Below are 12,389 nucleotides of genomic sequence, written 5' to 3' on the forward strand. Positions count from 1 at the left end.
CTTGCCGTTTTTTTAACAAAAAATTCAAAAAAACAGGCAAAAGCAGGTTCCGGGTTTTGGAGACTTGGTGGTTTTAGACAGTAAGAGGACCTGATTGGCGTGACGCCAATGAAGCAGGAGGCGGGCCGCAGCGCTCGCTCAGTACTGAACATCAACGCAAGAACATCGTTCAGGTTCATCGTTTTTATTGTGACTGACCCGTGTTTTTGAAGGATGTCTCCTTATGCATCGTCGCCCCGATCCACTTTCCGTATCCCGGGAAACGGGATTGCATCGCACTCCCTTGCGCCCATTGGCTCTGGCCTTGTACCTGCTGATGGCGGGCAGTGCCTTTGTCATCAGTACTCAGGCTGCCCAGGCGGCTACGAAAAATAGCCCGGCGGCGGACAAGACACAGCGCTATGACATTCCTGCTGGTCCCTTGAGCCGTGTGTTGATGCGTTTCTCGCAAGAGAGCGGGGTGTATCTGGTGGGTGCGGGCAGTGTGGCTGAAGGCAAGCAAAGTGCGGGTCTGAAAGGCAATTACAGCGTGGCACAGGCCTTGGATACCTTGCTGGCAGGGACAGGCATTCGCTATTCGCGTGGTGCCAATACCGTCAATTTGTGGCCTGTCACAGAAACCACACAGCTTGAACCCGTGCGGGTTCAGGGCAGCTTGAACCGGCCGACGGAAGACACCGGCCTGTACACACTGAACGGCACCAGCAGTACGGCCACCCGTTTGAACATGGACACCCAGCACACGCCGCAATCGGTCAGTGTCATGACGCGTCAGCAAATGGATGACTTCGGGCTGACCAGCTTTGATGACGTCATGAACTTCACCACTGGTGTTACCGCTAATACGGCGGCTGTGGGTGGCGGGTTTCAGTTTCAGGCGCGCGGTTTTGACATCAGCAATGTGCAGGTGGATGGCGTGCAAAGCAGTTACCGTGCTGCCGGGCGTGGTGCGTTCAATCCTATTTCTCTGGATATGGATTTATACGACCGCGTGGAGGTAGTGCGCGGTGCGACCGGGCTGTTGTCTCCTACTGGCGAACCATCGGCCTTGATCAACCTGATTCGCAAACGTCCTCAAGCAGAATTTGGTGGCAAATTGAGTGCCCAATACGGCTCCTGGAACGACAAGCGTGTGACGGCAGACGTGACCGGCCCGCTGACCGAAGACGGCCGTTTACGCATGCGCGTTATTGGTTCCCGCAAGCAGGCGGACTCCTTCATGGATGGCCAGGACAACAAGAACGACTTGCTGTCCGGCATGCTGGAATATGACCTGACCGACCGTACCTTGCTGACGGCAGGCTACGACTACCAGACCGCGAAGCTGCGGGGCGAAGGCAATATGGGCGTGCCTCTGTTTACCAGCGAGGGCGACCGTATCGACGTCTCGCGTTCCATGTCCTTGGTGCCGGACTGGACCTACTGGGACAAGAAACATCAAAATGCCTTCTTCTCGGTTGAGCACGAGTTTGAAAACAAGTGGAATGCCAAGCTCAGCTACAGCCATCAACGTGACGATGGCGATGCCTTGATTACTGGCCTGGGACAGGGTGTGAACCCCGTGGTGCGCCCGGATGGATCCGGCATTGGCATTCGTGCCAACCTGGCCGCCAATGGCTATCGCCAGCAGGACAACCTGGAGTTGTCGGCCAATGGTCCTTTCAAGATGTTTGGCCGTGAGCACCAGTTGATGTTTGGTTTTAACGGCACTCGCAAGCGTGACACCACGTACACCATGCAGGTCAGCGATACCCGCAACTGGTTCATTCCCAATATTTACGACTGGGACGGCTATATGCCTGAGCCCAGCGTCAGCCGCACAGGTGAATGGAACCGGGCCCACACACGCGAATACGGCTTCTTTGCAGGCACGCGTCTGAACATTATTGATCCGCTGAATGTGATCATGGGCATGCGCTTGTCGGACTACAAAACCTACCGCGACAACTACGGTAAAGACGGCCAGTTCACCGGCGTGTCCAACGAGCTGCGCAACCGCAATGAAATTACGCCGTACTTTGGGGTGACGTATGACATCAACCCGAACCTGACGGCCTACGCCAGCTATACCCGCCTGTTCCAGCCGCAAAGCTACAAGGACATCAACGAGAACTTCCTGGACCCTATCACCGGGGTTAACCGTGAAATCGGTCTGAAAGGCAGCTTGATGGAGGAGGCCCTGCAGTTCTCCCTGGCTGCTTTCGAGACCCGTCAAAACAACCTGGCCGTGCTGGATCCTTCAGTACCGGATGACTTCCTCTTGCCTGATGGCAGCCGCCCTTACGTATCCTCGGGCGCTGGCAACAAAACCAAGGGTTTTGAAGTGGAGCTGAACGGCGCGCTGACCAATAACTGGAACGTGTTTGCCTCCTACAGCTACGCCAGCACCAAGAATGGTGAAGGTGAGCGGATCAACACCTACATTCCCAGCCAAACCTTCCGTCTGGGCACCATGTACCAATTCTCCGGTGCGCTGCAGGGACTGAGCGCCGGTGCCACCGTGAACTGGTTCGGCAAGCGTGATCTGTGGACGGCTGGTCGTCCTTACACCGCCAGCAATGGCAAGGTGCTGGAAGACACCCACAGCAGCTATGCCCTGGTTGGCCTGCATGCCAATTACCGCGTGAACCAGCACTGGAACGCCAAGCTGACCGTCAACAACCTCTTTGACAAGCGTTACTACGACAACTTCGTGATCTTCCGGGCACGTTACGGCGCGCCGCGCAATGTGCATCTGTCCATTGATTACCAGTGGTAATTCCTCCACCTACTTTTTTCGAGCCTGAATTATGACGTCGTCTACTACTCGCCATCTTGTTCGTGGTCTGTACCTTGCTATGGCAATGAGCATGTCGACCGGCTACGTACACGCCAAAACGCCTGCTCCCGCGGGCTACCAAGCCGTTACACAAGCCCAGATCATGCAAAAACCGACTGCCACCGAAGTGCTGGAAATTGTGTTTAGCCCCAAGCAATCCAGCTTGTATGTGTCCTCGCCCAACTGGCAGGATGAAACCTTGTCTCGCACGCTGGTGCTGGACCCGGAAACGCTGGCCATCAAGCAAGAAATTCCGATGCAGGCCAAGAGCTTCGGGGTGGCGCTGGATGATGCCGCCAACCGCTTGTACCTGACCCAAGGTTTTAACGGCAGTATGGCCGTGGTGGATACCAGCAAGAATGAGGTGATCAAGCGTATCCCCATGCAGGACAAAATCAATTTTCAGGACGCTATTGCGGCTGCCGACTTTGGTCAGTCACGTAAAGATGGCTTGTTGAAGATGATGGAACGCTTCAAGGTGACGGACGACTACAAGTACAAGACGCGTGAGCTGGTGGTGGACAAGAAAAACCACCGCGTGTTTGCACCCGGCCTGGGCCTGGGTTTTGACAGTGTCTTGTTCGTGGTGAATACACAGACTCTGGAACTGGAAAAAGTGCTGCCCGGCTTTGGCTATAACGTCGTGGGTATCACCCTGGACGAAGCCAATAACCGTCTGTTTGTGTCCAATATGCAAGGTCAGCTTATGGTGGTGAATACCCAGACCTTGAATATTGATCAGGTCTGGGAAATCGAGGCCGATCAGTTGCTGAACATGGCCTACGACCCGGCGCAAAATCGCCTGTTTGGTGTGGACCAGGGTATTGATCGTGACGATGCACGTAACCTGCATCTGGAGCGTGAGTACAAACGCCGCAGTTCCGGTCATCAGGTGTTTGTGCTGAACGCAGACAATGGCAAAACCTTGGCGGTGATGCCTACTGGCGAAGTGCCTATTGGCGTGCGTTTTGATGCTGAATCGCAGCGTCTGTTCGTAGCCAACCGCGGTGGTGTGCGAGAGAAAGAAGGCAAGGGCTCAGTCAGCGTGTTCGACACGGTGAATTACAAGCCACTGCAAACGATTGAGCTGGCTCCGCATCCCAACAGTCTGGAATACATTCCTGCTGAAAAAGCCTTGTACGTGTCGGTGAAGAACGACGGCAACAGCAAGGAAAAAGGGACTAAGGAAAGTATGGTGCGTATCCAGTTCTAAGCGGGACCGGCACGCAGCAAGGCTGCAAGACTGATTGACAAGGTGGGTCCAAAAGCCCGGGTTCGGCGTCATGCTGAACTCGGGTTTTTTGCATGTGGATTACTTGCGATATTTACTACTAAACTATAAGATTAGATATCTAACTAAATGATGGTTTCAGAAGGGCTACGAGAAAGATAGCTAGCCCTTGTGCCGTAGGTCGCCTCCTTGTCGACCCTTCCGCCAAATCCATCTATCGCATTTTTCAGCACAGAGTGTGCTTCTTCAGCTAAAGGAAAACCGCCCATGTCTCACTATCTGATCGAGCTTTACACGCCTAATGCCAAATGGAATGCACTGCCTGTCGAGCAGCGTCAGAATTTCCTGGCAGGTCTTCAGGAAGCGATGGGGGGGCTATCCAGTCTTGGCATCGAAGTGTTGGCCCTGACAGCGACCGAGCCCGAGATTGATCGCGCCAGTAACCATCGCTTTATGGGCGTGTGGCGCTTTCCCGATCAACAGGCATGTGAGGCTTTACTGTCGGGTATCAAAGCCAGCGGCTGGTACGAGTATTTTGACCACGTCAATGCGTCGGGGGCAGAGGGAGGGTTTGCCCAACACTTGGTCGAGCTGGCCCAAGCCTGATCGTAGGCTTTGTTCCTGTGTGATGCTGGCAGTCAGGACCTGAAAAGGTGACGCAAGTTGGAGTTGGGAGCAGGTGTGAAAACCTGCTCCCAATTTCATCATCAATATCTACGATCCGTTTTGAACATCAGAACTGAATGCGTGCCACGCTCTCAAACGTACCCTTGGCGGCATCTTCGCCGTTCTTCACCGTGGCATACACATCACCGGTTTTCTTGGCGATGGCCAAGGTGTTGGGATGGGCGGGTGTGCTGATGCTGTGCAGCTTGCGGTAGGTATTGCTGTCGAATACGGTGATCTCGCCGGATTCACGGTTGGTCACCAGCAAGCGCTGTCGGGCCGGGTCCAGCTTCAAATTGACGGGGCCGGAGGCGGGCATCTCAGCCACCATTTTCTCGGTGTTCAGATCAATGGCGACTACCCGGTTGCCTGGGTGGCGGGATTGATAGCCGGGAATGCCACGTTCCTGGAAACCACGCATTTTGGGGTGGCCTTGGTCTACCGCTAACAGCCGGTGATTGATCTCGTCATAGGCCAGGTTCAGGGGCTGCTCTGCGCCCAGGCTAAAGCGTTTCACGATCTCATTGGATTTCGTGTCGACCACCACGGCCTCGCCCTGCATATTGGAGACATACAGGCGTTGATGCTTGGCATCCAAAGCAATCCCGGTTGCCGTAAAGCCAAAGCCTGGAATTATTTTTTCTACCTTGTTGGCCTGGGTATCAATCACGAACAGCTTGCCTTGCGTGTTGTCGAAGGCAGGCATGTACAGACGGTGCTTGGCGGGATCCAGCATCAGTTGCCGGAAGTGATATTCAGGCCGCTCCTTGCCGTCCTTGCCCTTGAGCATGGAGGCTACTTGCACAGTCTGCAGCACCTGGCGGTTTTGCGTGTCGACAATGGTGATGGCACCTTCGCCGGTATTGCCTACATACAAGCGATTGGCCTGGTCATCCAGGGCCAGACTGAAGGCTTTGCGGGTCAAGGGGATGGTGCTCACGACCTTGAGATCCGCCGGGTTCACGACCAGGATCTGATAGGGTACGGAGCTATCGCTAAAGCTGCCTGCAGACGCGACAAACAGCAGGTCCAGCTTGTCGCTGTAAACCAGTTCGTAAATGCCCTGGGCAATCTGTGCACGAGTCAGCACGGGCTCGGCGCGGTTTTCTACTGATGTGGGAGCGCTGGCATGCTGATTCTGGGCAGGCGTGCTGCATGCCATCAGGCTGGCAGCAAGGGCGGCGTACAGCAAGGTAGCGGCAAAAGTTCGGGTCATGGAGTCAGGCCGTATAAAAAGGGTGGGCAGCGCCATCAGAACTCAAACGAGGCGGACAGATTGAAGGTACGGGGCTGGCTGACACCGCGCCATAAGGCGCCATACCAGTAGTGCGAGTTGGCCACGTTGTAGACCGTGCCACGGAAGGTCACTGGGGTAGAGGCGATTTTGGTGGCGTAGGCAAAACCCAGGTCGTATCGACGCCAGCTAGGGATGGACTGGCTATTGGCTTGATCCAGGTACTGCTTGCCGGTGTGGATGGCGTTGGCTGTCAATGTCAGACCATTGATTTGAGGCACGTCATAGGCGACGCCCAGTTTGGCTTCAAAGCGTGGCACTTCGGGCGCGTCGTAACCGTCATACAGCCCGCCCTGGGTTTGGGTCAGCTTGGCTTGTTTCCAGCTCAAGCCCCCAATCAGGCGCAGACCTTTGACGGGCTCACCAAAGACTTCCCATTCAACGCCTCGGTTGCGTTGCTCACCGTCAAAGCTGTAGACGTTGTCGGCATTGGTGATGGCGCTGGGGCGCGTAATTTCAAATACGGCCAGGGTGCTGGCCACACTACCGGCATCAAACTTCAGGCCAATTTCTTTTTGCTTGGACTTGTAGGGGGCGAACATCTGCCCGGCGTTGACGGCGGTCGCGGGGGCTTGAGCGCCTGCACTCAGGCCTTCAATGTAGTTTCCGTAAACAGAGACTTGGTCCGTCAGTTTGAAAAGAGCCGCAAAGGCAGGTGTGGTCGCCCGTTCGTCGTAGACATCGCCTTTGACCTGACCCGTGACGGCATCAAAGGTCTTTTGTTTGACGCGCTGTTGGCGTACCCCGACCGTCAACTGCAAACGGTCGTCCAGCATGGACAGCGTGTCGGCAATCCCCAGGCTTTGCAGCGTGTTTTCGTTGCTCTTGGGCATGTCAGGCGAATAGTCGACGTTGGGCTTGGAGACGTAGGTGGGGTCGTAAATATTGCCGGAAGGCAGACCGGCCACCGGGTAGTTGGCTCGGGCCTGATACACAGTTCGTTCAGACGCATTGGCATTGAACGACAACTGATGGCTGATCGGCCCGGTGACGAATTTCGTTTGCGCTCCAATATCGGCGGCAATGTTCTCGAATTTGGAGTTCCATACCAGCACGGAGTCGCGCGCAAAGTCGCCATCGGTGTTCAGCAGACGCCAGTTCATGACGTTGGCAGTCATTTTGCGGTCGTTACGGCCTACGCTGGCCCAGATGGTGGTGTCATCGCTCAGGTCGTATTCGCCCTTCAGCATGAACAGGTCGCCACGGGTGTTATAGACCGACCACGGCTCGCCCGCGATCAGCTTGTCATGCGTCGGGGGCGCGGGGACAGCAGCCAGTCTGGAGGTGATTTGCGCCGAGACACCATCCGTATTTTCTTCGTTGTGAATCCAGTCAAAGCCCACGCGCAGATTGGTGCCGCGATAGTCCAGACCCAAGCCTACGGCTTCGTTATCCAGCTTCTTGTCTTTGACGGCGGTCTCGCCTTTGCGCTTGGTGGCATTGATGCGTACCCCCCATTCCTTGTCGGCCCCAAAGCGGCGACCAAAGTCCACTTTGCCGGAGTAGATGGAGTCGCTTTCGTAGCCGATACCGACCCGGTTAAGGTCCTCGTCGGTGGCGCGTTTTGTGACGGTGTTCACGGTTCCGGCGACGCTGCCGCTGGGCATCATGCCGTTGAGCAGGGCGGAGGGGCCCTTGAAAATCTCTACGCGTTCCGAGAAGTCGCCCAGACTGCGGTTGCCGTAGGAGGCCAGGCCGTACAAGCCATTAATGCCCAGGTCTTCCAGACCGGCGGTGTTGAAACCACGGATATGCACCGAGGCGTAATTACTCAAATCGTAATCGCTGCCTGTGGTGGATACAGAAGGGTCAGAGTCAGAAATCACCCTTAGTAAATTGCCCGACTGGGTGTTCTCAATCGCTTCGCGGGTGTACGCCTTGGTGCTGAAGGGCGTTTCCATGAAGTCTTTATTACCCAGCATCCCTACGCGGCTGCCGGTGGCGATTTGGCCCCCGGCATAGGTCGGTGTCAGACCATTGCTGGAAGCGACGACGGTCAGGGGAGCCAGTTGTGTGACCTGGCTATCCGCGTTGGGGGCCAAGGCTGTCAGGGACACATTCTTGCCACGGCGCTGATAGCGGATATTGGTATTGGCCAGCAGTTGGCCCAAGGCCTGGTCGGCAGTCAGGCTGCCGGAAACGGCGGGGGCATAAAGCCCTTTGACGATCTCGGGGGAGTAGGCCAGATCCAGGGAGTAACGATTGGCCAGCTCAAGCAGCGCTTGGCTCAGGGGTTGAGCAGGAATGCTGATGGAGATGGCCGTGCTTTGAGCCTGGGCCGGTGTTGCACCTAGCCCCAAGAGCACCGCCGCAGTCAGGCAACTTATCGAGAAAGAAAAAAGGGTCTTGCTGCACGCAGCGCGGCGGCGGCCTTGTCGGGTCTGGTTCACTGAGCGAGGGTTCCGGTTGGGTTGCTGGCGTTTCCTGACCGCACACGCCCAGACAAGAGCGTAGGCTTGCGGATAAAAAACAGCCTCTTATGGATAAAGACAAAGCAAGCGAACCAAAACCGGATAACAATCCGGCTCGCATTTGAAACTAATTGTTTCTTTTCGGCTTTGGGCCTTATCTACGCCGCGCCACCACAGGCGTTCCGTCTCGCAAATAGCTGACCGTTACCGGAACAATCTCGGGTAGCAACTCCAGAAACCCGGCTGTGTCATCGGTGCTGAATGCACCGGCAATATGCAGCCCTTGCAGTTCCTGGCGGTTCGTACGGACAGGCTTGGGGGCGTAGCGGTTGATCTCGCTGATAGCCTCGCTCAAAGGTGTATCGCTAAACAGCAATCGACCTTGCGTCCAGGCCATCAGGGAGGCGACATCGCTGTCACCCATCCTCATCAGATCCTTATCTGCTTGGGCGCTGACACCTTGCTTGGCGGTCAGTGCAGCAGTGCTGCGACTCCACCAGGGACCGTGTTTGACTTGTACCGAGCCTGATTCCACCACGACTCGTACTTGCGCATCGTCACGACGCACACCAAAACGAGTCCCCGTGACGCGTACAGAGGTGTCGCCCGCATCCACCAGAAAGGGGCGCTGCGTATCGCTGGCAACAGTGAAAGAGGCTTCCCCGGCGCTCAGGGTGACCACGCGGCTATGTTCAAACAACTGCACGTGCAAGGCTGTGGCGGTATTCAGCTCAATGATGGAGCCATCGGGTAAAGAGACTTGCTCGCGCTCGCCCTGACGAGTGGCAAATTTCTGCTCATAAAGCGCTTCGCCCTGATGAAACCAGGACAAGGCTACGCCGCCGCTAATAGCAGCAGTGCAGGCGGCACCAGCCCCAATCAACAGACCACGGCGTTGCAGAAAACCGGGGCTGGGAGGGGCGGGTTCCTGCGCCAGTTTGCGTAAACGCTCGCTGGAGACCAGGCTGATGGCATTCCAGATCCCTTGGGCTCGTTTGTATTCCAGCAGGTGCTCCGGGCTGGCGTTCAGCCAGGCTTGCAGTTGCTGGCGTTCGGCTTCATCCATGCTTCCCGATTTTTCACGTGCGAGCCAGAACGACGCTGCATCGCAGGGATCTTGCTCGGTGGGAGGATGGTGGGGGTCTTTCACGGGATCAAAGTCCGACAAGGGGGCGCCAAATAATCTCATGGGATTATAGGCTTGCCAGCCTTCTCGATGAGCCCGGAATCGGGAGGGCAAAAGCTGTGCAATTGGCTACGAATATGACGGGTGGCATCGATCACATACCGTTCGACAGTATTGAGAGCCAGCCCCATTTTTTGGGCGATTTCAGCGTGGGTATAGCCTTCCAGCCGGTGGTAAATAAAGACCTGGCGCTTTTTCAGCGGTAGCTGGGCCAGGGCATTTTCCAGGGAACGGGCCAGATCGCAGACATGCAGATGGGCTTCCGGATCTGCCAATAACGGGTGATCGTCCTCTGCCAGCTCTTCCAACGACACCAGATTGGCGCGGGACTGCCGTTTGACCTCATTAATCAGGCGATTATGCGCTGAACGTATCAAGTAGGCCTTGGGGTTCAGAACCGCTTCGGAGCCTTTGCTCAGAAACTGCAGCGCCGATTCCTGGGCCGCATCTTCCGCATCGCAAGATAAGGAATTTCTCTTGGCCCATGTCCCGATCAACCCGCTGTAGTGAGCGAGCCAGCCTTTGATAAATGGCGGTGGGCGGGACATGACAATGAGACAAGGTGTAGGAACAGGGAAGGGCTCATATTAGCAATAATTCTCATTCCCATGTCCGAAATCCTTTCGGAATGTGTCTGGCGGGATACGAAGAGCTGTGCGCTCGTCCTGACTTTGTGTGCTGCACCGCATCTCAAGGAAAACCTCCATGTACGGCACCTAAGCGTGGCGGCACACTGGAAGATAGGCCGCGCCCGTCCGGGGGTGGCCTGTTTTCGGGATGAGCGCAGATATGCAGTCTTCACATGTGGCACATGTTCAGGAGATTACGGCTGTTTGGCAGGGAAACCTGTCACGGCGCGATCAGGCTGTCATTCATAGCTGGCGGCGGTGTATCGAGCATCACCGTCTTGATCCTGCCCAGGCCTGCGAGGCCTACATCGTGCCGGACTCCCAGTTGCGCGAGCATCGTCAGCAGTCCGAGGCCCTGATCAATATTGCGCGCTCCGGGCTGGAACGCCTTTATCAGCAGGTATCAGGGCTTAACTACGTCCTTTTGCTGTCTGACAACAAGGGTGTGACCGTTGATTTTCTGGGCTCTGATGGCCAGCGGGATGCGCTGCGGCAGGCGGGGCTTTATATGGGCTCGGAATGGTCTGAAGAACGGGCGGGTACGTGCGCGGTAGGGACGTGTCTGCATACGGGCGAGGCCTTGACCATTCATCAGGGCGACCATTTCGACCACATGCATGCGCCCTTGTCGTGTACGGCGGCGCCTATCTATCACTATGACGGCGAGCTGGCGGCGGTGCTGGATTTGTCTTTGCTGCAGTCACCGGAAGCCAAGGCCAGCCAAGGTTTGGCCTTGCACCTGGCCAATGCGGCGACCCGGCGTATTGAGCTGGCCAATTTGATGGCCTGCCATCGGCAGGAATGGATTCTGTGTTTATCCCAATCGCCCGAGTTTCTGGATATTGATCCCGAGGCAGCGATTGCGATTGATGGCTCCGGCCGCATCAAAGGCATGACGCATACCGGCGCGCGTATTCTGGCGCGGGCGGCAGGGGTGGACTGGCGGAATCCCGCTGGTTTGCTGGGGCAGAGTCTGATGCGTTTTCTGCATCTGGAAGTTGATCAGTTACCGACGCTGATGCGTTATCGCCCGACGCAGGAACGGGTGGTGATGGCGCGTGATGGCAGCGTGCTGTTTGCCCATGCCATTGAACCCAGACGTGTTTTAACAAGCCGTTCTGTGGGGATGGACGGGGCGGCGGTGGATGCCGCGCTGCCACAAGCGCTGCGCGGCTTGGCGGGAACGGATGCCGCCATGCAGTCCATGTTGCTGAAGGCGGCAAGGCTGGCGACGCGGGAAATGCCAGTGCTGCTGCAGGGCGAGACGGGATCGGGCAAGGAATATTTGGCGCGTGCCATTCATGCGGCAAGTGGCCGTCGGGGGGAGTTTGTAGCGCTGAATTGTGCTGCTTTGCCCGAAAGCCTGATTGAAAGCGAGCTGTTTGGTTATCTGGCCGGAACCTATACCGGGGGTGCGGCACGCGGTCGCACAGGTTTGATTGAAGCGGCCGATGGCGGCACCTTGTTCCTGGACGAGATAGGAGACATGCCGCTGGCGTTGCAGAGCCGTCTGCTGCGCGTGCTGGCCGAGTCCGAAGTGATGCCCTTGGGTGCGCGCACGGGCAAGCGTGTCGATATACGGGTGATTTCAGCCAGCCACCATGATTTGACGGCGCTGGTTGAGCAAGGCCGTTTTCGTGCTGATTTGCTGTATCGCCTGAATGCGGCGGTCCTGACCTTGCCTGCTTTGCGTGAACGTACGGACGTGGAATGGCTGGTGCAGCAGATACTGCGTCGACGTCGGGTAGAGGGTGATGTGCCGGGCCTGTCTCCAGAAGCCTGGCAAGCCTTGCATGCGTATGACTGGCCGGGCAATCTGCGTGAGCTGGATAATGCGCTGGTCTTGGCTCTGGCCTTGGCCGAAGGTTCATGCGTGGAAGTGCACGATTTGCCGGAAACCTTGCGTGGTTTGCGTCCTGCCAGTTTGCCTGGCAAGACGATGCTGGGCAGGACTGGGGAATTGTCCTGGCAGCAGACCTTGCAAGCATGTGGTGGCAATGTCAGTGCCGCAGCGCGGCAGCTCGGGATTAGCCGTTCTACCTTGCACAGGCATATCAAACGCGCGGGTGTGACACATAGGTTGCCTAGTGTAGGTGACACAGGCTGCGACACCTGATGCGCCACCTGTGCCACACCTGGCACAGTTTCGTCGCC

At 56.7% G+C, this 12,389-nt stretch carries 8 protein-coding genes; 4 read left to right on the forward strand and 4 right to left on the reverse strand.

Annotated elements, in window-relative coordinates:
* Positions 1–223: 223 nt before the first annotated feature.
* The 3 genes from OSH09_RS07500 (at position 224) to OSH09_RS07510 (ending at position 4,655) form a co-directional block, all read left to right on the forward strand.
* Positions 224–2,758: a TonB-dependent siderophore receptor gene (locus OSH09_RS07500; protein ID WP_266120611.1), complete on the forward strand. Its 2,535-nt coding sequence runs from the start codon at positions 224–226 to the stop codon at positions 2,756–2,758.
* Between the two features lie 31 nt (positions 2,759–2,789).
* Positions 2,790–4,031 (forward strand): YncE family protein, encoded by a 1,242-nt coding sequence (locus tag OSH09_RS07505; RefSeq protein WP_266120612.1) that lies wholly within the window; start codon positions 2,790–2,792, stop codon positions 4,029–4,031.
* 285 nt (positions 4,032–4,316) lie between these two features.
* Positions 4,317–4,655 carry a DUF6616 family protein gene (locus tag OSH09_RS07510; protein ID WP_207872525.1) on the forward strand — a complete coding sequence of 113 codons (339 nt, stop codon included), beginning with the start codon at positions 4,317–4,319 and terminating at the stop codon, positions 4,653–4,655.
* A 127-nt stretch (positions 4,656–4,782) separates the two neighbouring features.
* On the opposite strand, the gene OSH09_RS07515 is transcribed toward OSH09_RS07510, so the two are convergent.
* The 4 genes from OSH09_RS07515 to OSH09_RS07530 form a co-directional block, all read right to left on the reverse strand.
* On the reverse strand, positions 4,783–5,931 hold the full coding sequence (locus OSH09_RS07515; RefSeq protein WP_266120613.1) for a YncE family protein: 1,149 nt from the start codon (positions 5,929–5,931) through the stop codon (positions 4,783–4,785).
* Between the two features lie 35 nt (positions 5,932–5,966).
* Positions 5,967–8,309, reverse strand: a complete 2,343-nt coding sequence (locus OSH09_RS07520; RefSeq protein WP_266120614.1) for a TonB-dependent receptor — start codon at positions 8,307–8,309, stop codon at positions 5,967–5,969.
* A 265-nt stretch (positions 8,310–8,574) separates the two neighbouring features.
* Positions 8,575–9,609, reverse strand: coding sequence for a FecR family protein (locus OSH09_RS07525; RefSeq protein WP_266120615.1), 1,035 nt, complete (start codon positions 9,607–9,609; stop codon positions 8,575–8,577).
* A complete protein-coding gene (locus OSH09_RS07530; protein WP_266120616.1) occupies positions 9,606–10,154 on the reverse strand; it encodes an RNA polymerase sigma factor in 549 nt (182 codons plus the stop codon). The genes OSH09_RS07525 and OSH09_RS07530 overlap by 4 nt, the downstream gene beginning before the upstream one ends.
* A gap of 241 nt (positions 10,155–10,395) precedes the next feature.
* Between OSH09_RS07530 and OSH09_RS07535 the strand changes: the two genes are divergently transcribed.
* Entirely contained in the window at positions 10,396–12,351 is a 1,956-nt protein-coding gene (locus tag OSH09_RS07535) for a sigma-54-dependent Fis family transcriptional regulator (RefSeq protein ID WP_266120617.1), read from the forward strand.
* Positions 12,352–12,389 lie beyond the last annotated feature (38 nt).

Origin of the sequence: Alcaligenes parafaecalis, assembly GCF_026344135.1 — a bacterium.
GTDB lineage: Bacteria > Pseudomonadota > Gammaproteobacteria > Burkholderiales > Burkholderiaceae_B > Alcaligenes > Alcaligenes parafaecalis.

Bases quoted from the DNA above. Each gene is read 5' to 3' on its own strand.
- OSH09_RS07500 (WP_266120611.1), top strand. From the start codon at position 224: ATGCATCGTCGCCCCGATCCACTTTCCGTATCCCGGGAAACGGGATTG.
- OSH09_RS07505 (WP_266120612.1), top strand. From the start codon at position 2,790: ATGACGTCGTCTACTACTCGCCATCTTGTTCGTGGTCTGTACCTTGCT.
- OSH09_RS07510 (WP_207872525.1), top strand. From the start codon at position 4,317: ATGTCTCACTATCTGATCGAGCTTTACACGCCTAATGCCAAATGGAAT.
- OSH09_RS07515 (WP_266120613.1), bottom strand. From the start codon at position 5,931: ATGACCCGAACTTTTGCCGCTACCTTGCTGTACGCCGCCCTTGCTGCC.
- OSH09_RS07525 (WP_266120615.1), bottom strand. From the start codon at position 9,609: ATGAGATTATTTGGCGCCCCCTTGTCGGACTTTGATCCCGTGAAAGAC.
- OSH09_RS07530 (WP_266120616.1), bottom strand. From the start codon at position 10,154: ATGTCCCGCCCACCGCCATTTATCAAAGGCTGGCTCGCTCACTACAGC.
- OSH09_RS07535 (WP_266120617.1), top strand. From the start codon at position 10,396: ATGCAGTCTTCACATGTGGCACATGTTCAGGAGATTACGGCTGTTTGG.